This is a genomic window from Natrinema zhouii, from assembly GCF_013456555.2.
Lineage (GTDB): Archaea > Halobacteriota > Halobacteria > Halobacteriales > Natrialbaceae > Natrinema > Natrinema zhouii.
In genome coordinates, this window is the sequence record NZ_CP059154.1 from 1,416,703 (window position 1) to 1,438,259 (window position 21,557).

Annotated in this window: 17 protein-coding genes; 10 read left to right on the forward strand and 7 right to left on the reverse strand. The window is 65.5% G+C overall.

What is annotated here, in order from left to right; all coding sequences use genetic code 11:
• Window positions 1-123: 123 nt before the first annotated feature.
• Together HYG81_RS25710 and HYG81_RS25715 are read left to right on the forward strand one after the other, a co-directional pair.
• Complete coding sequence (locus HYG81_RS25710; RefSeq protein ID WP_180842493.1) at window positions 124-834, forward strand: ribulose-1,5-bisphosphate 5-phosphatase; 711 nt, start codon at window positions 124-126, stop codon at window positions 832-834.
• The gene (locus HYG81_RS25715; RefSeq protein WP_180842494.1) at window positions 831-1,472 is read left to right on the forward strand and encodes a ribulose-1-phosphate aldolase; all 642 of its coding nucleotides are present in this window, start codon (window positions 831-833) and stop codon (window positions 1,470-1,472) included. The genes HYG81_RS25710 and HYG81_RS25715 overlap by 4 nt, the downstream gene beginning before the upstream one ends.
• Window positions 1,473-1,507: 35 nt before the next feature.
• On the opposite strand, the gene pyrE is transcribed toward HYG81_RS25715, so the two are convergent.
• Entirely contained in the window at window positions 1,508-2,035 is a 528-nt protein-coding gene (gene pyrE, locus HYG81_RS25720) for an orotate phosphoribosyltransferase (protein ID WP_180842495.1), read from the reverse strand.
• Window positions 2,036-2,222: 187 nt separating this feature from the next.
• Between pyrE and HYG81_RS25725 the strand changes: the two genes are divergently transcribed.
• A complete protein-coding gene (locus HYG81_RS25725; protein ID WP_180842496.1) occupies window positions 2,223-3,182 on the forward strand; it encodes an alpha/beta hydrolase in 960 nt (319 codons plus the stop codon).
• Between the two features lie 148 nt (window positions 3,183-3,330).
• On the opposite strand, the gene HYG81_RS25730 is transcribed toward HYG81_RS25725, so the two are convergent.
• A complete protein-coding gene (locus HYG81_RS25730) occupies window positions 3,331-3,876 on the reverse strand; it encodes a CDP-2,3-bis-(O-geranylgeranyl)-sn-glycerol synthase (protein ID WP_180842497.1) in 546 nt (181 codons plus the stop codon).
• Between the two features lie 211 nt (window positions 3,877-4,087).
• Here HYG81_RS25730 and HYG81_RS25735 point away from each other — a divergent pair, with 211 nt between their 5' ends.
• The 3 genes from HYG81_RS25735 to HYG81_RS25745 all read left to right on the forward strand — a co-directional run bounded on the left by HYG81_RS25735 (window position 4,088) and on the right by HYG81_RS25745 (window position 7,438).
• Window positions 4,088-5,269 (forward strand): M24 family metallopeptidase, encoded by a 1,182-nt coding sequence (locus tag HYG81_RS25735; protein ID WP_180842498.1) that lies wholly within the window; start codon window positions 4,088-4,090, stop codon window positions 5,267-5,269.
• Window positions 5,270-5,332: 63 nt separating this feature from the next.
• Entirely contained in the window at window positions 5,333-6,640 is a 1,308-nt protein-coding gene (gene gdhB / locus HYG81_RS25740) for a glutamate dehydrogenase GdhB (RefSeq protein ID WP_180842499.1), read from the forward strand.
• 123 nt (window positions 6,641-6,763) lie between these two features.
• A complete protein-coding gene (locus HYG81_RS25745) occupies window positions 6,764-7,438 on the forward strand; it encodes a DUF502 domain-containing protein (RefSeq protein WP_180842500.1) in 675 nt (224 codons plus the stop codon).
• A gap of 17 nt (window positions 7,439-7,455) precedes the next feature.
• Here HYG81_RS25745 and HYG81_RS25750 read toward each other — a convergent pair whose 3' ends face one another.
• Together HYG81_RS25750 and HYG81_RS25755 are read right to left on the reverse strand one after the other, a co-directional pair.
• Window positions 7,456-10,647 (reverse strand): FAD-binding and (Fe-S)-binding domain-containing protein, encoded by a 3,192-nt coding sequence (locus HYG81_RS25750; protein ID WP_180842501.1) that lies wholly within the window; start codon window positions 10,645-10,647, stop codon window positions 7,456-7,458.
• Between the two features lies 1 nt (window position 10,648).
• Window positions 10,649-11,644, reverse strand: coding sequence for a D-2-hydroxyacid dehydrogenase (locus HYG81_RS25755; RefSeq protein ID WP_180842502.1), 996 nt, complete (start codon window positions 11,642-11,644; stop codon window positions 10,649-10,651).
• Window positions 11,645-11,756: 112 nt separating this feature from the next.
• On the opposite strand from HYG81_RS25755, the gene HYG81_RS25760 reads away from it, so the two are divergent.
• The 4 genes from HYG81_RS25760 to HYG81_RS25775 all read left to right on the forward strand — a co-directional run bounded on the left by HYG81_RS25760 (window position 11,757) and on the right by HYG81_RS25775 (window position 17,074).
• Window positions 11,757-13,166 (forward strand): amidohydrolase, encoded by a 1,410-nt coding sequence (locus HYG81_RS25760; RefSeq protein ID WP_180842503.1) that lies wholly within the window; start codon window positions 11,757-11,759, stop codon window positions 13,164-13,166.
• The gene (gene ilvA / locus HYG81_RS25765; protein WP_180842504.1) at window positions 13,163-14,413 is read left to right on the forward strand and encodes a threonine ammonia-lyase; all 1,251 of its coding nucleotides are present in this window, start codon (window positions 13,163-13,165) and stop codon (window positions 14,411-14,413) included. The genes HYG81_RS25760 and ilvA overlap by 4 nt, the downstream gene beginning before the upstream one ends.
• 85 nt (window positions 14,414-14,498) lie before the next feature.
• Entirely contained in the window at window positions 14,499-14,780 is a 282-nt protein-coding gene (locus HYG81_RS25770) for a hypothetical protein (protein WP_180842505.1), read from the forward strand.
• Between the two features lie 266 nt (window positions 14,781-15,046).
• Window positions 15,047-17,074, forward strand: coding sequence for an ATP-binding protein (locus tag HYG81_RS25775; protein ID WP_180842506.1), 2,028 nt, complete (start codon window positions 15,047-15,049; stop codon window positions 17,072-17,074).
• A 149-nt stretch (window positions 17,075-17,223) separates the two neighbouring features.
• Here HYG81_RS25775 and HYG81_RS25780 read toward each other — a convergent pair whose 3' ends face one another.
• The 3 genes from HYG81_RS25780 to HYG81_RS25790 form a co-directional block, all read right to left on the reverse strand.
• Complete coding sequence (locus tag HYG81_RS25780; protein WP_180842507.1) at window positions 17,224-18,588, reverse strand: aminotransferase class III-fold pyridoxal phosphate-dependent enzyme; 1,365 nt, start codon at window positions 18,586-18,588, stop codon at window positions 17,224-17,226.
• A gap of 232 nt (window positions 18,589-18,820) precedes the next feature.
• On the reverse strand, window positions 18,821-20,467 hold the full coding sequence (locus tag HYG81_RS25785; protein WP_180842508.1) for a BCCT family transporter: 1,647 nt from the start codon (window positions 20,465-20,467) through the stop codon (window positions 18,821-18,823).
• Window positions 20,468-20,850: 383 nt separating this feature from the next.
• Window positions 20,851-21,498, reverse strand: a complete 648-nt coding sequence (locus HYG81_RS25790) for a DUF8102 family protein (protein WP_180842509.1) — start codon at window positions 21,496-21,498, stop codon at window positions 20,851-20,853.
• Window positions 21,499-21,557 lie beyond the last annotated feature (59 nt).

A 21,557-nucleotide genomic window follows, 5' to 3' on the forward strand; every position in this document is an offset into this window, starting at 1 on the left:
ACTCTCGAGCGGGATAAAAGTATTATGATGGGGCCGAGCCGGTCGGAACTGGTCGATCGTCGCGTCCGCTCGACGGGCGAGTGCGACCGGTACTCGTTTTTCGCGTCCCGTCGATAGGCCGGTATGAGCGTCAACGCCGTTCTCTTCGACTTCGACGACACGTTCTATCCCTACTCGCCGTGTAACGAGGCGGGAAAGGACGCCGCTCGAGCGACTGCACGGGACCTCGGCTACGACTTCGACCGCGAGTCGTTCGAGGAGTTCTACCAGACGGGACGCCGTGCGACGAAGCGCGAGCTCCCCGGGACGGCGGCCTCCCACGAGCGCTTCCTCTACTTCAAACGCGCCCTCGAGCGCCGCGTCGGTCGCCCGAGACCGGCTGACGCGCTCGCGCTCGGTGAGGCCTACTGGGAGGCGTATATCGACGAGATGGCGCTCTATCCCAGGGTCGAGCGAACCCTCGAGACGCTACGCGAAAACGGGATCGACATCGCCGTCGTCACGAACCTCACGACGCGCGTCCAACTCAAGAAACTCGCCGCGCTGGGGCTCGAGTCCCACATCGACCTGCTTCTCACCTCCGAAGAGACCGGCCGGGAGAAGCCGGGATCGGTCATGTTCACGCTGCCCCTGTCGCGACTCGATCGACGGCCGTCGGAGGCGGTGATGGTGGGCGACGATATCGAGGCGGATGTCGCGGGCGGGAACGCCGTCGGGCTGGAGACGGTGCTGTTCGACCCCGACGGCGATCACGACGGCGAGGCGCTCGAGGGGAATCGCCGCCCGGACCACAGGATAGATTCGTTCGCGGCGCTAACGGAGGTGGTACTGTGATTCTCGAGTCCCAGCGACGAGCGGTGGTCGAGCACGCGCCGGAACTCGCCGCGCTGACGCCCGGCCGGACGGGGAATCTGAGCGTCCGCGACGGCGCCAGCGGCGACGCCTTCGCGGTCACGCCCACCGGCGTTCCCTACGACAGTTTCGAGGTCGATGACGTCCCGGTCGTCGGCGTCGACGGCGATCGGCGCGACGGCGAGATGGCCCCGAGCAGCGAGGTCCCGATGCACGCCGCGATCTATCGGCGCGAAGACGTCGGCGCGATCGTCCACACCCACTCGCCGTGGTCGACCGCGATGGCCGTCGCACACGAGCCGCTGCCGCCGATTCACTACATGATCGTCGCGGTCGGGAAGCGCGTCCCAGTCGCCGAGTACGCGCCGTACGGCACCGACGAGCTGGCCGAACACATCGTCCGCGCGATGGACGAGGCCGACGCGACGGCGACGTTCGTCGAGAACCACGGCCTCGTCGTCACCGCGTCGGACATCGAGACCGCCCTCGAGAACACCCACCACGTCGAGAGCCTCGCTCGACTGTACCTCGAGACCCGCGCGGCCGGGCTCGAGCCCCGGACGCTGTCGGACGAGCAGTTGGAAACGGTGCTCGAGAAGTTCGAGTCCTACGGGCAGTGAACAGCCGTTCCGCTCGATGCCGGGACACCGGTCGGTCAGTCGCGATCGGCGAGTAACTCGCTCGCGGTCACCAGCGCTTCCGTCTCGACCCCGGCGTCCGCGATGTTCTCGCGGCCGCCTTCCTCGCGGTCGACGACGACGAGTGCGCGCTCGACGGTCGCGCCCGCCTCGCGGAGCGCCTCGACGGCTTCGACGACGCTCGTTCCCGTGGTCACGATGTCCTCGACGATGACGACCTCTTCGCCGTCCTCGAGTCTCCCCTCGATCAGATTGCCGGTGCCGTACTCCTTGCGCTGTTTGCGCGCGATGACGTAGGGAACGCCGGCCGCGACGCTCGTGGCGGCGGCGAGGGGCACCCCGCCCAGCGCGACGCCGCCGAGTTTGTCGTCAGCCGACAGTCGGTCCGCGAAGGCCTCGGCGACGAGCTCAAGGCAGTCCGGATCGGTCTCAAAGAGGTACTTGTCCACATAGTACTCGCTGGTACCGCCGTGGGAGAGCTCGAACTCGCCGAACTGGACGGCGTCTGCCGCACGAAGGGCGTCGATGAGGTCCTGATTCGCCATTGCTCGAGAGAGCGCACCCCATCGAAATAAGCGGTGTGGAACGGGGCGTCGGCGACGAGTGCTTAAGCGCGCGTCGCCGAACGACCGTCAATCGGTTCGAGACCGCGGGTCGATCGGCCGACTGCGGCGCTCTGAGCGCGTTCCGGTGCAGGGAGCTTTTTGCGCTCGCCGATACGTGTGTCATATGATGACATCATCCAGTGCGAACGAGCCGCATCCGGACGTGCAGGCGTTTCTCGAGCTGTACGACTCCCTCGACGCCCCGTCGTTCGACGAGGTCTCGCCCGAGGAGGCTCGTCGAATGTTCGACGAGATGCGCGTCACCGGCGAGCCCGACATCGAACTCGAGCGCGTCGAGGATCGCACCATCGACGGGCCCCGCGGCGACCTTTCGATTCGGATCTACGACCCCGGCACCGAGGGCGAGGATCGACCGCTGCTCCTGTACTTCCACGGCGGCGGCTGGGTCATCGGGAATATCGACACCCACGACGGCGCGTGCCGGAAACTCGCCGCCGACTCCGGCTATCCCCTCGTCAGCGTCGACTACGGGCTCGCGCCCGAACACCCCTTTCCGGAGGGACTGGAAGACTGTTCTGCTGCGCTCGAGTGGGCCGCCGATTCGGCCGACGAACTAGACGCCGATCCGGATCGGATCATCGTGGCAGGTGACAGCGCCGGCGGGACTCTCGCAGCGGGCCTGTCGCTGCTCGTCCGGGATCGGGGCGGTCCCGATATCGCCTATCAACTGCTGATCTACCCCAGTACGGGCGACGTGACCGAAACCGACGCCTACGAGGAGAACGGAGACGGCTACTTCCTCACGAAAGACGACATGGCGTGGTTCCGCGAGCACCTCTTCGACCGCGAGATCGATCAGGGGAACGTCTATGCGTTACCGCGGCTCGCACACGATCTCTCGGACCTTCCGCCGGCGACGGTCATCACGGCCGGTTTCGACCCGCTTCGCGACGACGGGGCCGCCTACGCCGAGCGGCTCGCGGACGACGGCGTCCCCGTCGAGTACCATCACTACGACGATATGATCCACGGCTTCTTCAACATGATCTCGGAGCCGGTGAATCTCGAGCGCGCTCACGAGGCCTACGACGACGCGATCGCGGATCTGCACGCGGCGCTCGAGTGAGTGAAACACCGCTCGAGACCGTGCTCGGCAGCGGACTCGCTCGGGAGAGCGGGGACGGTCGCTGTCCCTTGCCGATCGGATACCGGTCGGAACCGTCTGCGAGAAACGTGTCGGATCGAGTGCGGTTTCCGAACTGCTCGAGGGCGGGCTACCAGGGCTCGTTCTTCAGTCCGAGCTGGTACGCGATCATGTTCGTCGTCACGTGGAGGATCGGCGTGAGCACCACGACGACGAGGATGACCTCGAGCGTAAACCAGGACTGAAACCACTCGAAATCCAGCAGGGCGACGAGCGGGAGCGAGACGACGACGAAGTCCAGCTGATCGAGTCCGGGGAACATCGCGCCGCGCTGACGACCGCTTCGGCGTTTGAGGAACGACGCGAGGATGTCGCCGAGCATGGCACCGCCGGCGAGGCCGAGCGCCGCGAGCGGCGTGAACGCCGGCACGTCGAAGCCGAGCGCGCTGCTGACGTCCTGTGCGATGAACGTCAGCACGGCCGCGAGCGCGAGGCCCGCGGCGATTCCCATCGCCGTCCCGCGCCAGGTTTTCCCGTCACCGAGCACGCGTCTGTCGTCCCACGTCCGACCGCCGTCGATCGGCCGGCCACCGCCGGCCAGCACCGCGGCGTTGTTAGGAACGTAGGCGGGCAACATCGCCCAGAACGCAATCACGATAGTCTCGAGTATTGCCATATCCGCTGGGAGGAACCGACGTGTCTTAACCGGCGGTGGTTTGGCGGAAACGATTCGGTGGGACTCGAGTCGAACGGTCCCGGACGGCGCTCGACGCGTACCGATCGCTCACATCCGCATCGGGGCCGAGGTTGTAAACAGTATCTGTATCTTCTGTACACGAAAAGCTTTTAGTTCTCCTGATTGACTCTCATCACAGAGCCCTGTTATCATGCCACGAGAGCATATCTTCGACGAGGCCGAGTACGAGCGACGGGTCGCTCGGACCAGGGAGCGATTGCGCGAGGAGGAGCTCGACGCGATCGTCGTCGCCGATCCGGCGAACATGAACTACCTGACGGGGTACGACGGCTGGTCGTTCTATGTCCATCAGGCCGTGGTGGTCACGCCCGACCGAGACGAACCTGTCTGGATCGGCCGCGATATGGACGGCGGCGGCGCGCGAGCGACGACCCACCTCGGCGAGGAGAGCATCCGCGCGTACAGCGACGACCACGTCCACTCGCCCCACGACCTCCACCCGATGGACTACGTCGCGGGCGTCCTCGAGGAACTCGAGGTCGCGGACGGCCGGATCGGCCTCGAGATGGACGCCGCCTACTTCACCGCGAAGTCGTACACGCGCCTGCAGGAGAACCTCCCCGAGGCCGAGTTCGAGGACGCGACGCTGCTGGTCGGCTGGGTCCGAATCAAGAAGTCCGAACGGGAACTCGAGTACATGCGCGAGGCCGCCCGAATCTCCGAGAACGCGATGCAGGCCGGACTCGACGTCATCGAGGAGGGCGTGCCGGAGTACGAGGCCGCGGCCGCGATCTACGAACAGCTGATCACCGGGACCGAGGAGTACGGCGGCGACTACCCCTCGATCGTCCCGCTGATGCCGTCGGGCGACCACACCGGGACGCCGCACCTGACCTGGACCGATCGCGAGTTCGAGGACGGCGATCCGGTCATCATCGAACTTTCGGGCTGTCGTCACCGGTATCACTCCCCGCTGGCCCGCACGACGTTCGTCGGCGACCCGCCCGCGGAACTCCAGGAGACCGCCGACATCGTCGTCGAGGGACTCGAGGCGGCGCTCGACGCCGCCGAACCCGGCGTCACCTGCGAGTCGGTCGAGAAGGCCTGGCGCGACACCATCGCGCAGTACGGCCTCGAGAAGGAGGACCGCATCGGCTACTCGATGGGACTGGGCTACCCGCCGGACTGGGGCGAGCACACCGCGAGCATCCGACCAGGCGACGAGACTATCCTCGAGGAGGACATGACGTTTCATATGATCCCAGGGATCTGGACCGACGAGATCGGCATGGAGATCAGCGAGACGTTCCACGTCACCAGCGACGGCGCGGAGACGCTGGCCGACTTCCCGCGAGAGCTGTTCACGACGTAACTCGGGCCGTCCCGTCCATAGCACGGCAGCCATACTACTGTCGCCGACACCACCACCATACTGATGACCACACCATCGCCCGCCACGGAGAACGAACAGGCAAACGAACTCGATTCGGCGCTCGTCACCGCCCGTCGACAGCTCGAGCGAGCCGCGACTCACGTCGACGTCGATCCGGGCGTCGTCGAACGGCTGAAACACCCGACGCGAGTCCAGCAGGTATCGGTCCCCCTCGAGCGCGAGGACGGCGACATCGAGGTCTTCACCGGCTATCGGGCCCAGCACGACGACGTTCGGGGGCCCTACAAGGGCGGTCTGCGCTACCACCCGGAAGTCACCGCCGAGGAGTGTACCGGCCTCTCGATGTGGATGACCTGGAAGTGCGCGGTGATGAACCTCCCCTTCGGCGGCGGGAAGGGCGGCATCGCCGTCGATCCGAAGTCGTTGACCGAAGACGAGACGGAGCGACTCACCCGCCGATTCGCCGAGGAACTGCGCGACGCCGTCGGGCCGACGAAGGACGTTCCCGCGCCCGACATGGGAACCGACGCCCAGACGATGGCCTGGTTCATGGACGCCTACTCGATGCAGCAGGGCGAGACCATCCCCGGCGTCGTCACCGGCAAGCCGCCCGTCATCGGCGGCTCCTACGGCCGCGAGGAGGCCCCCGGCCGCTCGACCGCGATCGCTACGCGCGAAGCAATTCAGTACTACGAGCGCGAAATCTCGGAGACGACGGTCGCCGTGCAAGGCTTCGGCAGCGTCGGCGCCAACGCCGCGCGCCTGCTCGAGGAGTGGGGCGCGACGGTCGTCGCCGTCTCGGACGTCAACGGCGCGGTCTACGATCCCGACGGGATCGATGTCGACTTGATCCCCTCCCATGACGAGGAGCCGGAAGCGGTCACCAGCTTCGCGAACGAACTCGACGACGGTGACGGCGTCCGTCGACTCTCGAACGCCGAACTGCTCGAGTTAGACGCCGACGTGCTGATTCCCGCGGCCGTCGGCAACGTCATCACGGCGGAGAACGCCGACGCCATCGCGGCCGACATCGTCGTCGAGGGCGCGAACGGCCCGACCACGTTCGCCGCCGATACCATCCTCGAGGAGCGGGGGGTACCGGTAATCCCGGACATCCTCGCGAACGCCGGCGGCGTCACGGTGAGCTACTTCGAGTGGCTTCAGGACATCAACCGCCGCCAGTGGTCGCTCGAGCGGGTCAACGACGAACTCGAGGAGCACATGCTCGATGCGTGGGGCGACGTCCGCGCGGAGGTCGACGCCGCGGGGCTGACGTGGCGCGACGCCGCCTACGTGGTGGCGCTGTCACGGATCGCAGAGGCGAAGGAGACGCGCGGGCTCTGGCCGTAAAACTGGCATCGGTCGTCGCAACGAAGTCGTGGACGGAACGCGACCGTCGGCGACGCACTGCTCGGCTCGCTCGCGTTCGACCGAATGGAAGCTATCATGTCCCAGCAGTCACACGCTAGAGACATGAGGTCGTGGAAGCGTGTCTTTGCGAGCGGACTGATCGTTATCGGTCCGATCCTCGTCACGCTGTACGTCGTCTATCGGGTCTACGCGATCATCGCTGGGGTCGTGCCAGTGTTCGTCTTCGAGAGCGAACTGGTAGGCGGCCTGATCGACCACGAGCCGACGCGCGAGTTCGCAGTCTCGCTTCTCCGCGTCGTCGTTCCGCTAGCGGTGTTCGTCTTGCTGGCGGTCGTCGTCGGCTCGCTCACTCGAACGACGGTCGGCGACGTCATCTCGCGGAGCGTCGATGGCGTTGTGAATCGGGTTCCGGGACTCCGAATTCTCTACAATGCGTCGAAAGTCGCCGCCGAAACCACATTTGGAGAGGAGCAGGCACTGCAGGAATCGGTCAGAGTCACGAGCTGGAACGGCGTCGAGATGACGGCGTTCAAGACCGGACAGATCACGGCCGACGGCCGAGTCGTGTTGTTCATTCCGACGGCACCGAACATCACGTCGGGGTTCGTCGTCGAAGCCGAGGCCGAGCGCGTCACCGAAACCGACGAGTCGGTCGAGGTGGCGCTGTCTCGGCTCCTGAGCGGCGGGTTCGGTGAATCGAAACATCCCCAGAAAACGGACCCGACGACGCCGGTCGAGACGGCAGGCGACCGATCGACGGACGACGGGTCGCGGTAGTCGCCGAGTGACCCTCGTTACCGCGAGAGCCCGGCCGCGACTTTCTCGATCGGATGCGGTGGATCGTCGCAGTTCTCGGACTCCGAGAGCTGCGTCCGACAGGACGCGCCCGGCGCGACGACGGTCTCGCCGTCGCTGTCGTCGACCTGATCGAAGAGGATCCTCCCGATCGACTGGCTCAGCGAATAGTGCTCGGCCTCGTAGCCGAAGGAGCCGGCCATGCCACAGCAGCCCGAATCGAGCGCGTCGACCTCGTAGCCGACCGTCCGCAGGACGGCGGCCGCGTGGCCGTCCTTCTTCGTCGCCTTCTGATGACAGTGGCCGTGGTAGGTCAGCCGTTCGTCGAGTTCGGCGCTCGGCAGTCCGGCAGCCAGGTCGAACCGATCGAGATACTCCATGACGCCGTAGGTGTTCGCCGCGACCCGCTCAGCGTCGCGTCCCGAGAGGAGGTCGAGGTAGTCCGACTGGAGCATCACCGCGTCCGAGGGCTCGACCAGCACGACCTCCCAGCCGTCCTCGATTCGCGGAGCCAGCGCCCCGACGTTGGTTCGAGCGCGCTCGCGCGAGACGTCGAGGAAGCCCTTCGAGTGGGCCGGACGGCCGGTCGAGGTGACGCCGTCGGGAATTTCGACGTGAACCCCCGCTGTCTCGAGCACCTGGACGGTCGCCTTCCCCGCCCGCGGGTGGTTGTAGTTCGTGTACGTGTCGGGGAAGAGGAGGACTTTCCGGGTGGCTTCCTCGAGCGGAATCCGAGAGCCCCCTCGCTTCTCGAACCAGTCCTCGAAACTCTCGCTCTCGAACGTCGGAAGGTCGCGCTCGCGTGCGATGCCGACCGTTTTCTCGGCGATCGTGCCCGCACCGGGCAGCGACGCGGCCCAGTTCGAGAGCGGCGCGAGCGCGGAGCCGACGGCGTTCAGTCCGTCGACGTTCGCGAACAGCTTGTCGCGGAGGCTCGCGCCGTTTTCCTGATGGTTCGCGTGCTCGACTTCCGCCTTGAGTTTGGCCATGTCGACCTCGCTCGGGCAGTCCCGCGCACAGCCCTTGCAGCCGATACAGAGGTCCATGATTTCCGCCAGAAACTCCGGATCGGTCGAATCGGCGTCGAGTTCGCCGTTCATCGCACCGCGGAGCATGTTCGCGCGCCCGCGAGTGCTCAGGCTCTCCTCTTCGGCCGCGCGATAGGTCGGACACATTACGCCGCCGGTCGTCTCCTGAGACCCCCGACAGCCGCCACAGCCGTGGCAGAGTTCGACCATTCCCTGCATGCCGTTCTCGGTATCCCACTCGAGCGCGGGCTCGAAGCCGGCCTCGAACTCGTACTCCGGCGAGAACCGCAGGTGCTCGGTCATGTCGTGGTCGCCACAGACGTTGCCGGGATTGAGGAGCCAGTCGGGGTCGAACGCGGTCTTCACGTCGCGGAAGAGCGACCAGACGTCCTCGCCGTAGAGTTTGCGGTTCCACTGGGTTCGGGCGCGGCCGTCGCCGTGTTCGCCCGAGACCGAGCCGCCGTACTCGACGACGAGGTCCGTGACGGCGTCGGAAATCGCCTCAAACTGGTTCAGCCCCGCCGGGCTCTTGGTGTCGACCAGCGGCCGCATGTGCATACAGCCCGGCCCCGCGTGGGCGTAGAAGCTCGCGAACGTGTCCTGTTCCTCGAGCACGTCCTGAAAGTCGGCCACGTAGTCCGCGAGGTTCTCGGTCGGGACGGCCGTGTCCTCGATGAACGAGATGTGCTTGGCGTCGGACGTTCGAGAGAGCAAGATGGGGGCCGCGCTCTTGCGGAGCTTCCAGAGTTCGGCGCGGTCGTCGGGTGCGTAGGCCTCGAGGGCGTCGAACGCGCGGACGGGGTCCGCGTCTAAATCGGTGTCGACGTCAGCCGCTCCGGCCCCGTCGCCCCCGCCGTTCGGTGCCGGAGCCTGCGACTCGGGCAGCCGATCAGCGAGCATTTCCGAGACCTTTCGCCGCGCGTTGGCCTCGCTCTCCGCGTAGAACTCGACGAGCAGCGCCGTCTCTGTTCTCTTGGGGAGGTTCGCCGCGACGTCGGCGAACTCCTCCGTGTTCCGGGCGAGCTCGAGCAACACGTCATCGATCGCCTCGATCGCCGCGGGGTCGTAGTTACGGACGATGGTGTCGACATCGGCCATCGCCTCGAGCAGGTCCTCGTAGGTCAACAGGACGACACCTGTCGTTTCGGGGACCGGCTCGAGCGAGACGGTCGCCTCCGTCACCACACCGAGGGTCCCCTCGCTCCCGGCGAAGACGCGGGCGAGGTTGACGGTCGCGTCCGGATCGGGCTCGTCGCCGATCTCGACCGTTTCGTCGGTGTTCTCGTCGAAGGCGTCCGGATCGCCGTAGGCCTCCGCGACCAGCCGATCGAGGTTGTAGCCGGAGACGTTCCGTTTGAGTTGCGGGAAGACCTCGCTGATCGCGTCGGCCTCCTCGTCGATGACCCGTCGAAGGGCGTCGTGAATCCGCTCGAGGAGGTCACCGCTCGAATCAGCTTTTTCGCGGAGTTCCGCGACCGTCACCTCGCCGAAGCGTTCGACGGAGCCGTCGGCGAGGACGACTTCCACCGCCTCGACGTAGGCGTCGGTCTTCCCGTACTGCAGCGAGTGTGCGCCGGTGGAGTTGTTCCCGATCGCACCGCCGACCGTGCTCCGGTTCCCGGCCGCGGGATCGGGCGCGAACTTCAGATCATGGGGCTCGAGCGCGCCGTTCAGGTCCGCGAGGACGGTCCCCGCCTGCACCGTCGCTCGTCGCTCGTTGGGCTCGACCTCGCACAGGCCGTCCATGTGCGTCGTGAGGTCGAGGACGACAGCCTCGTTGACCGCCTGACCGGCGAGGCTGGTGCCGCCGCCGCGCGGGAGGACCGGAATCCCCTCGTCGGTGCAGTACTCGACGACTGCGGCGATGTCGGCCGTCGAGCGCGGGAGGACGACACCGACGGGGGTCACCTCGTAGGCGCTCGCGTCGGTCGCGTACAGTCGCCGACTGTACTCGTCGAAGCGGACCTCGCCGTCGACGCGCTCGTCGAGCGCCGAGACGAGTTCGGGGCGGTCGATATCGCCGCCGACGTAATCGTACTCGGCGCGCGAGTCCGTTGCGGGATCCCCCGCTCGCGGATCCGACGGCGGCCCGAGGTCCCGCTCGTCCGGGGTCGACGTCTGGTCGCTGTGATCGGTCGTGGAGTCCGGCTGTTCGGTCGCCATCTTACTCGGGGCTCGCGTCGGGCCGGTACACGGCGTTCTCGAGGTCGCCACCGTCCCCGCGGCCAGTCTGACCCTCGAGTACCGCGACGTTGTGCGCGACAATGTCGGCCAGTCGATCCCAGTGTTTCGGCGTGTGACCGCCCGTGTGGGGCGTAATGAGACAGTTCTCGAGGTCCCAGAGCGGGTGGTCGGCGGGGAGTGGTTCGGGATCGGTGACGTCGAGTGCGGCCCCGCGGATCCCCTCGAACTGCAGCGCCGAGACGAGCGCGTCGGTGTCGACGATGCCGCCACGGGCCGCGTTGATGACGACCGCGTTCGGCGGGAGCGTGGCGAGTTCGTCTTCGCCCACGAGCCCGCGGGTCAGATCGTTGAGCGGACACGCGAGGACGACGTAGTCGCTCCGGGAGAACGCCTCGTGGATATCATCCTCGTCGAAGCCCAGCACCTCGTCGGTCGGACCGCCCTTCGAGGGCGTGTAGCGGATGCCGATCGTCTCGACCTCGAACCCCTCGAGGCGCTGGACGATCTCCTGACCGATGGAGCCGAGGCCGACGATCGTGACGGTGCTGTCGGTGAACTCGTGCGACTGGAAGTGCCGCCACTCGTCGTTTTCCTTCCGCCGCCAGCCCTCGTGGAGCCAGCGGGCGAAGACGAGCATGTTGCCGATCGACTGCTCGGCGATGCCGGGGGCGTGGATTCCCCCGGCGTTCGTCACGGCGACGCTGTGGTCGGCCAGCGCGTCCATCGGCAGGTGGTCGGTGCCGGCGAAGGTACACGCGAACAGTTCGAGCCGGTCGGCGCGCTCGAGGAGGGCTTCCTCGATCGTGATGCCCGTCACGACCCGCGCCTGCGGAACGAGTTCGCGTTCTTCCTTTGGCGTTCGCGCGAGCGCGACGGTGTGATCGGGCAACCGCTCGCGCAAGGTTTCGGCGTACGACTCCATCGACAGCCCTTCCGTCCCCTCTCGGAGAACGACGACGTCTGGATTCGTGCTCATGGAGAGTTCCGTGTTGCCCTACCATTGTCACGCCCTCTCTTATCCTTTTTGTGTACCCGTCGTAAACACTGATTGTGTATAATTAAGTCACTGGGGCGCGTCAGTGACTCGCATGACCGAGCCGATACGGGACCGTCTCGTCAGCCTCCGGCGAAGCTTCCACCGCCACCCCGAGCCGGCGTGGCGCGAGTTCCTCACGACGACCCGCCTCGTCGAGGAGATCAGGGCCATCGGCGTCGACGAACTGGCCGTCGGCCCCGACGCCTACGACCCCGCCGATCGGATGGCCGTCACCGACGACGACCTCGAGCCCTGGATCGAACGCGCCCGCGAGCGCGGCGCGGACGAGGACCTCCTCGAGCGGATGACCGGCGGCAACACCGGCGCAGTGGCCGTCCTCGATCGCGGCGAGGGACCGTCGATCGGGCTGCGCGTCGACATCGACGGGCTGTTCATCGAGGAATCGACGGACGAGGAGCACGATCCCGCGGACGAGGGCTTCCGCTCGAAGATCGACGGGACGATGCACGCCTGCGGCCACGACGCCCACATGACCTGGGGGCTGGCCGTCCTCGAGGCGATCGCCGAGAGCGACATCTCGGGGCGGCTGGTCGTCTTCTTCCAGCCCGCCGAAGAGACCGGTGGCGGCGGCTGTCCGATGGCGAAGAGCGAATTCGCGGACGACCTGGACTACCTGCTCGCGATCCACGTCGGACTCGATCATCCCACGGGCGAGGTCGTGGCGGGGATCGAGAAGCCGCTGGCGATGTGCCACGTCGATGCGACGATAACGGGGACCTCCGCGCACGCGGGCAAGGCGCCGAACGAGGGGGCCAACGCCATGCACGCCATGGGGGCCGCCATCGTGAACGCCTACGGCATCCCCCGACACAGCGACGGCATGACTCGAGTGAATATCGGCAAGGCCGAGGCGGGCACCGCGAGCAACGTCATCGCCGAGGAGGCCCACATGGCGGCCGAGGCCCGCGGCGAGACCACGGAACTGATGGAGTACATGGAACGGCGACTCGAGCGAACGATGAAATCGGCGGCGAAGATGCATGGCTGCCGGGCCGAGGTGGACGTGGTCAGCAAGTCGCCGCGGGCCGACAGCGACCCCGAACTGCAAGCGCTGGTGAGCGAGGTCGCCGGCGGCGTCGAGGGCGTCGAGCACGTGCTGCCGGCCGCGGACTTCGGCGCGAGCGAGGACGCGACGTTCCTGATGGAGCGGGTTCAGAACGACGGCGGGCTGGCGACCTACATGATCGTCGGTACTGATCACCCGACGAGCCACCACACGCCGACGTTCGACGTCGACGAGGCGAGCCTCCAGCACGGCGTCGACGTGCTGGTCGGGACGATCCGGAAGCTCGAGCGGCGGCATCCGGTTCCACGCGTCGAGAGCGGCGGTGACGGAGAGCGCGTCGAGAGCAAAGCGACCGTGGAGCACGGGGAAAGCGGGCCGCTCGGGGAGAGCGGAGTGCTTGGCGAGACCGGAACGCGCGCGGAGGACGACGGATGAGCAGGGATCGCGACGCCGGCGAGGCGCTCGTCACCCGCGAGGACGTCGAGAACGCCCGAGATCGAATCGCCGACGTCGTCCACCGGACGCCGCTGGATACGTCACGGACGTTCGCCGAGCTGAGCGGCGCCGAGTCGATCGGGCTCAAACTCGAGAACGTCCAGCGGACGGGCTCGTTCAAGATCCGCGGCGCGTACAACACGATGGCCCAGCTCTCGGACGCCGAGCGCGAGGGAGGCGTCATCGCCTCGAGCGCGGGCAATCACGCACAGGGGGTAGCACTGGCCGGCGACCTGCTCGATATCGACACGACGATCGTGGTACCGGAGGTAACGCCGGCTGCGAAGGTCGAAGCCACCCGCGGCTACGGAGCCGACGTGGTCGTCGAGGGCGACATCTACGAACGATCCTACGAGTACGCCCTCGAGCGGGCCGCCGAAACCGGCGAGACGTTCGTGCATCCCTTCGACGACGAGGACATCGTCGCCGGGCAGGGGACGATCGGGCTCGAGTTGCTCGAGCAATATCCCAGCATCGACACCGTGCTGGTCGCGATCGGCGGCGGCGGGCTCATCTCGGGCATCGGAACGGTCCTGAAGGCTGCAGAGCGTGATATCCGCGTGATCGGCGTCCAACCCGAGGGAGCAGCCCACGCGAAGCCGTCGCTCGAGGGCAGCGAGATCCACGAACTCGCGGACGTCGACACCGTCGCGGAGGGGATCGCGGACACCCGCATGCTCGAGACGACGTTCGAAATCGCCCGCGAGGTCGTCGACGACGTGGTCAGCGTGAGTGACCGCGAGATCGCCGCCGCGGTCACCCTGCTGGCCGAGCGCGCGAAGACGGTCGCCGAGAGCGCCGGCGCCGCCCCGCTGGCCGCCGCGCTTTCGGCCGATCTGGACCTCGAGGGCGAGCACGTCGGCGTCGTCGTCTCGGGTGGCAACGTGAACCTCACCGAACACGCCGAACTGACCAGAACCGGGCTGCACGAACTCGAGCGGTATACCGAAGCGAGGCTCGCGCTCGAGGGCTGGCCGACGACCGTCGGCGAGGTGGTCGAGACGGTGGCAGCCGAGGGCGCCGAACTGGACGTCCTCGAGCGTGCTCGGCGGACGTCGGTCGACGAGCCGAATCGGACACCCGTGACGATCGGGCTCGAGGGGAGCGGCCCCGAGCATCTCGAAGGGGTGCTCGAGGCGCTGTCGGCGGTCGATGGCGTTTCGGTCGTCGATCGGTCGCTCGACTGACTGTCCCCGATTCTCGGCCGTATCGCAGACGAGGGAGACGGAGTGGCGGCGAAATTATTTAGATGGCTGTCAGGTAAGGAGGAGTGTGAATCGACCTCTCGTTTATCACGCGTCCCAGATGATCGTCGGTGGCGGATTCCTGCTGTTCGCAGTAGCGTCGGTGCTGGGTGACGGTTTCGACGACACGTTCCACGGCATCATCGCGACGATGATGGTGATCAGCGGGGGTGGAATCACGCTCGTAAATGGCTATCAACTGCTCCGATCCGATGCCGATTCAGTCGAACTAACTCCTGCGCTGTTCCGGCTCTCGGTGGTCGGAGCGGGACTCATGGTGCTTGGAGTGATACTCCAGGTCGCGCTCTGAGAACGGGCGAGAAACGGACTCGGCCACGAGCCGTCCGTGCACCGGGTCGTCGTTCGACCTCGCACCACTCACCGCAGTCCAGCGCGCGCCACAGCGAACTGGATGGTCAAGTAAGGAAATAACACTTCAGCCTGTAGTGCCGTAGTGACCGCTGAATTCGGAACGGAGCAACGGCAGCGAAGACGACGACAGTGATCGGAAGCGATGAACTGCCCGTCTGCAGTAACCGAGGGACTTTGTGACCTGCGTCGAAAGACGGTAGTAGAATGGGATCGCCCCCCTCAACCGACTCCAGGGTTCAGGCTCGAATCCGGCAGCAAGAGGTCATCGCGGAACTCGGTCAGCGAGCGTTAGAGACCGACGATCTCGATCAGCTGATGCACGACGTGTCAGAAGTCGTCGCCGAGACGCTCGACAACGAGTACTGCAAGGTGCTCGAGCGGATGCCCGGCGGCGACGAAGTCTTTCTGCGGCAGGGCGTCGGCTGGCGGGACGGTCTCGTCGGGTCGGCGATAGTGCCCACGGATCTGGATTCGCAGGCCGGCTACACGCTCATCAGCGAGGAGCCGATCATCGTCGACGATCTCCGCGAGGAAGAGCGCTTCTCCGGCCCCGAGTTGCTCACGAGCCACGGCGTGGTCAGCGGAATCAGCGTCGTCATCGGTTCGGTCGACGAACCGTGGGGAGTGCTCGGAACGCACACGGCCGACCGCAAGGAGTTCACCGCGCACGAAGCCAATTTCGTGCAAAGCGCCGCGAACATTCTGGCGGCGGCGATCGAACGCGCGAACAAGGAAGACCAGCTCCGCGAGCGCGAGGCCCAACTGAGCGTCGCGACTGACGCCGCGTCGATCGGGCTCTGGTTGTGGGACGTACCGGAGAACGTCTTCACCGCGGACGAATTCCTCGCGGAATCGTACGGGATGGATCCGGAGGTGGTGACGAGGGGCGCCCCGATCGAGGCGTTCTTCGACCCGGTTCCCGAGGAGGACAAGGACGGAATCTGGGAGCGACTCGACCGCGCGCTCGAGACCGGCGTGTTCAGCGCCGAATACCGCGTCGAAGACGCGGACGGTGACGTCATGTGGGTTGTTTCTCGCGGCGAGGTGGAGTACGACGCGAGCGGCGACCCGGTTCGGATGCACGGTGCCGTCACCGATATCACGGAACGAAAGCAGCGCGAGCAGCAACTCAGAGAGCGAGAGGAGCGGTATCGGGACCTGTTCACCTCGATGTCCGAGGGGTACTGCGTCATCGAGAGAGTCGACACGCCGCCGGCAGAGCCGATCGACTTCCGCTACGTCGAGGCGAATCCGGCGTTCGAAAAGCACACGGGACTGGCGGACATCGTCGGAGAGACGATTCGGGAAGCGGTGCCGGGAGCGGAACGAGAATGGTTCGAGACCTACAATACCGTCGTGGAGACCGGAGAGTCGGTGAGGTTCGAGCGCGAACTGGCGGCACAGAGTCGCGTCCTCGAGTGTTACGCGTTTCCGGTCGGCGGCGAAACGGACGCGCAAGTGGGGGTTCTCTTCATGAACGTCACCGAGCGGGTGGAACGCGAACGGCGGTTAGAGGAGCTTGTCGAACGGTTGGAGATCTCTAACGAGCGCTTAGAGCAGTTCGCCTATGCCGCCAGCCACGACCTGCAGGAGCCCCTTCGAATGGTCTCGAGTTACCTGCAACTCGTCGAGCGTCGGTACGGCGACGAGCTCGACGAGGACGGGCGGGAGTTCATCGACTACGCCGTCGACGGGGCCGACCGCATGCGCGAGATGATCGACGGCCTGCTCGAGTACTCCCGCGTCGAGACGGCGGGCGAACCCCTCGAGCCGGTCGACTTGAACGCAGTCCTCGAGAACGTTCTCGACGACCTCCGACTCCGATTCGAAGAGAGCAACGGTGAGGTGACCGCCGACTCGCTACCGATCGTAGAGGGGGACAGGGGGCAGTTGCGACAGGTGTTCCAGAATCTGGTGGATAACGCCATCGAGTACAGCGGCGACGGCCCGCCTCGCATAACCGTCTCGGCCGAGTGTCGTTCCGGAGACGGCCCCGAATGGGAGGTTTCGGTCAGCGACAATGGAATCGGAGTCGATCCGGAATACAGCGATCAAATCTTCGACGTATTCCATAGTTATCCCGACCGAGAGGAATACGACGGAACGGGGATCGGGCTCGCTATTTGCGAGCGGATCATCGAGCGACACGGCGGCGAGATCTGGGTCACCAGCGAACCGAGCGAGGGCTCGACGTTTACGTTCACGTTGCCGGCGGCGAGCGATTCCGACTAGGGGCCGATTTACGGTGAATCACGGGAATCGACGCCGCTCCGGCACGTCGGGGTTCGGTTACGGACCTCCCGGGGACGATCACCGAACGAACTCGAGGCGACGCCGAAAGTGGACATCGAAGGGGACGCCGAACCTCGACGGACGCAGTCTCAGTCGGCCACTTTCGCGCTCGGGCTGACGGCCTCGATCGCTTCGAGGAAGATGCCGATCCCGAGTTCGATCTCGCGCTCGCTCGAGTCCAGCGGCGGGAGCAGGCGGATGGTCTTCTTCCCGCAGCCGAGGGTCAGCAGGCCGCGCTCGAGGGCGGCTTCGACGACGGCGGACCGCCGTTCGGGGGTGTCGAACTCGACGGCGAGCATCAGGCCCTTGCCGCGGACGTCCACGACGGAGTCGGGCGCGTCGTCGCGGAGGAGTTCTTTGGCCTGCTCGCCGCGGCGAGTGGCGTTGTCGAGCAGATCGTGTTCCTGAATCGCCTCGAGCGTAAAGGCGCCCATCATCGAGCCGAGCAGGTCGCCGCCGCCGAAGGTCGATCCGAGACGGTTCTTCTCGCTGGGGAAGACCTCCGAGCGGGAGATGGTCGCGCCGACGCGCAGCGCCTTCGCGCTGGCGATGACGTCCGGCTCGATCGGGTAGTGATCCGAGGCCCAGATCTCGCCGGTGCGGCCGACGCCGGACTGGATCTCGTCGACGACCAGCGGGATGTCGTAGGTGTCGGTGACGTCGTCCACTTCCTGCATGAAGGCCTCGCTGGGGAAGCGGTAGCCGCCGACGCCCTGAATCGGCTCGAGCGTGAGAAAGGCGATCTCGTCGGGGTCGATGTGACCGCCTTCGGGCGCGAGCATACTGCGGAGCTGCGAGCCGCCGCCCGCGAAGAAGCCACAGTCACAGCTGCCGGCGTCACAGCCCCGGTCGTCGCAGAACGGGACCGTCTCGATCCCGCTGATTTCGGGGTAGTGACGCGTGTAGACCTCCTTGGACTTCGTCAGTGACAGCGTCCCGAGGGTACGGCCGTGGAAGCTCCCGGCGAATGCGACGCCGTACTTCGACGGCGCGCGGTAATCGTTTGTGATCTTCATCGCGTTCTCCATGGCCTCCGCGCCGGAGTTCGAGAGGAAGACCGTGTCCATTCCGTACTGACTCGAGACCTCGGTGAGCTTCTTCATGAGGTGACTCGAGCCCGGGAAGTCGGCCTCGTCGGGGTTCGGGCCGGAGCCGAAGTACATGTCCTGGCCCGCGATCTTCATCGGTTCGACGAGGTCGAACTCGCGGACCTTCTCGAGGACTTTCTCGTTGTTGTAGCCGAGCGGTGCCGCGCCGATGTGGCAGGTGAAGTCGAGGAGCACGTTGCCGTCGACGTCCGTGACGAACGGCCCGTCGGCCTCCCGCGTCACGTCCCAGACGAACTCGTGGGAGTACTCGCTGGGGGCGGAGTACTCCTGATGGAAGTCGACCCACTGCTGGGCGTTCGGACCCGGAAGCGCGTCCGCGTCGGGTTCCGCCGTGTCCCTATTCATACACAATTTATGTGTACCACATACATTAAAACTTGTTATCGGTTGTCGAGGGGGTCGCCACGAGACGAGTGCGGTTCACCGGGGCGAAAAAAGCGGACAGCATGACGGCCGAACTCGGTCCGCCTGCGAGGTGGCGGACCGCAGGCGGTTCAGACGGACTGCGGCAAGTCAGTTCCGGCGCAACCACGAACCGTCCTGTGGTTGCGCCGGTACCCCGTTACGGCAGACCGTCTCAATCGTCGTCCGATTCGACGGGACCTCCTGGTCCGGGCGATTCAGGCTCGGGTTCGGTTTTCGTACCCGAGCCGATGAGGACGGTTTCGTCCTGCAGTAGTACTCGGCCGTAGCTCGAGCTGAAGTCCTTGATCAGCGAGCACATCGCGAGGAAGCAGACGAACGCGAACGGCGCGCCGGTGATGATGACCGCGTTCTGGAGCGCGCTCGTCCCGTCGCTGCCGCCGATGATCATGAGGATCGCCGCGGTCAAACCGAGGACGACGCCCCAGAAGACCCGGTTGATCGTCGAGGGGTTCGCCTTCCCGCCGGTCGTCATCATGGAGACGGCGAGCGTCGACGAGTCCGCCGAGGTGATGAAGAACGTCGTCACCAGGATCATGAAGGCGATCATGAACACGGTCCCCAGGGGGAACGCTTCGAAGAGGATGAAGCCCGAAATCTCCGGAGTGTTGTTGGCGATCACGCTGCTGAAGTCGGCCGTTCCGTTGTGGTGGTATCGCAGCGCGGTGCCACCGACGAACGTGAACCACGGGATGGTCGCGGCCGAGGTCGCGCCGATCCCGGTGAAGGCAACTTCGCGGACGGTCCGGCCCTTGGAAATGCGGGCGATGAACAGTCCGGCGAACGGCGACCACGAGAGCGCCCATGCCCAGTAGAACACCGTCCAGGAGTTCATCCACCCCGTGCCGCCGTCGGAACCGGTGCCGGTGTAGAGGCTCATGGACGTGAAGTCAGCGATCATGCCGCCCATCGCCTGCGAGCCAAGTAGGAGCAAGAACAGCGTCGGCCCCAGAATGAACGTCGCGAGCATGAGCGCGACGAACAGAATCATATTGAAGTTCGACAGCCGGCGGATCCCCTTGTCGACCCCGAGCACCATCGAGATGGTAAACAGGAGCGTCATCGTGGTCACCACGATGAGGATGCCGACGTTCCCGAGGTCGATTCCCCACTGGTAGCTAAGGCCGGCGATGAACTGACTTCCGATGAAGCCCAGCGACGTCGCCACGCCGCCAATCGTCGCGAAGACGGCGAGGATGTCGACGACTTTCGCGGCCGGGCCGTCGAGATTCTCCTTCCCGAGGATCGGCGTCAGCGCCGACGAGACTCGGAGCGGGACGTTCTCGTAATTGTACGCGAAGTAGCCGATTGCGAGCCCCATGATGGTAAACACGGCCAGCTGGGGGAGCGCCCAGTGGAACAGCGTTTGCTGGATCGCGATCGGGATCGCTTCGGCAGTTCCACCCTCGACGCCGAACAGTGGCGACGGGTTATCGTAGTAGAACAGCGCTTCGGTGGGGCCCCAGAACACGACGCCCGCTGCGAACCCGGCGGAGTACAACATCGCGAAGAACGAGAAGAAGCTGTACTCCGGATCCTCGTCTCCCATCTTGATCTTTCCCCACGGCCCGACGATCAGGAACAACAGGAAGAGGACGATCAGGAACACGATCACCAACAGCGCCCAGTTCAGGTACTCGACGACCCAGCCGTATACGTCCCCGATCGTATCCGTGACGGCACTCTGGTTGATGAAGAACGCCGCGATCACGCCGACGGTCAACAGCGCCCCGAACGCGAAGACGACCAGATCGATCTCCTCGAGGAACTCGTCGACCATCCCCTGATCAGCGTCGCTCATCCCGTCTCACCCCCGATACGCCGGTGAGAGCGTGCGGGTTGCTCGCGACTCCACCTGCCGTTCGCCATGCTGTATGATGGCATACCGCCACCATTGACGGCGTATACAATAAGTGTTTCTCACTCAGCTAGAGTATCCACAGATTGCGTTTATTATATATTTCACAAGAGGTATACAGAATACCTCTCCTCCTTCATCGATCATAGTTAAATGCGCCAGAGGGACAGACAATTGCTGTCCTCCTTGGAGGATAGTATAGATTTAGTCAATCGGAATAGCAATCAGTAACTGAGTGCTACCGTGCCTGACGGTGTGGGGAACGGCGTTGGGACCGACGATTCGGCCGACCGAAAACGAAATCCGAAGACGGCTACGTTGGTTCGTCAGTTCGTCAGTTCCTCGAGCGTCTGCTCGCGGCTCTCGGCGCTCTCGGCCACGCGCTCGGCGAACTCGTCGACGCGATCCTTGATCTCCTCGCGGGTGTCCTCCGGTGAGAAGCCGTCGGACATCGTTAGCAGGCGCACGAACGCGCGGAGTTCCTCGTCGGTGAGCTGGGCGAACTCCTCGTTCTCGAGTTTGTCGACGACTTCGTCGACATCGATCTGGCCGACCGGTTCGACGTTGAACTCGACGTTGACCATCCGATAGTTCGAGCCGGCGAGTTGCTGTTCGGCCTTGCCGACGCCCTCCGAGAGCATGTCCTTGAACGGGGTGTGGTACCCGATCGTCCCGAGGTGGAGAAAGGCGAGCATGTCGGTGATCCCCTGGGTGTAGGCGTCGCGATCCTCAGCATCGGGGTCGAAGACCGTCTCTCGATCGCGTTCCTCCATGTATTCGAAGAGGATGCTGAAGTCGAGCATCGCGTTACGAACCCGGCGTCGGATCCGGTTTCGCTTCTGTTTCTTCGAGTGGTCGGTGTAGTCCGTCTTCCGACCGAGCAGGAAATCGCGGTCGGAGGGTGTGAGAATGCCGCGCGGGCGATCCGAGTCTGCCGCCGTCCGTAACGACTCCGGCACGTCGTCCTGGCTCATAGAGGATACACGGAGGCCCGTGAATTAACGTTTCCCATCCGGCGAACGTGATTCTCGAC

Excerpts from the sequence above, each read along its gene's own strand:
- HYG81_RS25785 (WP_180842508.1), bottom strand. The coding sequence starts at position 20,467 with ATGAGCGACGCTGATCAGGGGATGGTCGACGAGTTCCTCGAGGAGATC.
- HYG81_RS25710 (WP_180842493.1), top strand. The coding sequence starts at position 124 with ATGAGCGTCAACGCCGTTCTCTTCGACTTCGACGACACGTTCTATCCC.
- HYG81_RS25780 (WP_180842507.1), bottom strand. The coding sequence starts at position 18,588 with ATGAATAGGGACACGGCGGAACCCGACGCGGACGCGCTTCCGGGTCCG.
- HYG81_RS25755 (WP_180842502.1), bottom strand. The coding sequence starts at position 11,644 with ATGAGCACGAATCCAGACGTCGTCGTTCTCCGAGAGGGGACGGAAGGG.
- HYG81_RS25760 (WP_180842503.1), top strand. The coding sequence starts at position 11,757 with ATGACCGAGCCGATACGGGACCGTCTCGTCAGCCTCCGGCGAAGCTTC.
- ilvA (WP_180842504.1), top strand. The coding sequence starts at position 13,163 with ATGAGCAGGGATCGCGACGCCGGCGAGGCGCTCGTCACCCGCGAGGAC.
- HYG81_RS25750 (WP_180842501.1), bottom strand. The coding sequence starts at position 10,647 with ATGGCGACCGAACAGCCGGACTCCACGACCGATCACAGCGACCAGACG.
- HYG81_RS25730 (WP_180842497.1), bottom strand. The coding sequence starts at position 3,876 with ATGGCAATACTCGAGACTATCGTGATTGCGTTCTGGGCGATGTTGCCC.
- HYG81_RS25725 (WP_180842496.1), top strand. The coding sequence starts at position 2,223 with ATGACATCATCCAGTGCGAACGAGCCGCATCCGGACGTGCAGGCGTTT.
- pyrE (WP_180842495.1), bottom strand. The coding sequence starts at position 2,035 with ATGGCGAATCAGGACCTCATCGACGCCCTTCGTGCGGCAGACGCCGTC.
- gdhB (WP_180842499.1), top strand. The coding sequence starts at position 5,333 with ATGACCACACCATCGCCCGCCACGGAGAACGAACAGGCAAACGAACTC.
- HYG81_RS25745 (WP_180842500.1), top strand. The coding sequence starts at position 6,764 with ATGAGGTCGTGGAAGCGTGTCTTTGCGAGCGGACTGATCGTTATCGGT.
- HYG81_RS25735 (WP_180842498.1), top strand. The coding sequence starts at position 4,088 with ATGCCACGAGAGCATATCTTCGACGAGGCCGAGTACGAGCGACGGGTC.
- HYG81_RS25790 (WP_180842509.1), bottom strand. The coding sequence starts at position 21,498 with ATGAGCCAGGACGACGTGCCGGAGTCGTTACGGACGGCGGCAGACTCG.
- HYG81_RS25775 (WP_180842506.1), top strand. The coding sequence starts at position 15,047 with ATGGGATCGCCCCCCTCAACCGACTCCAGGGTTCAGGCTCGAATCCGG.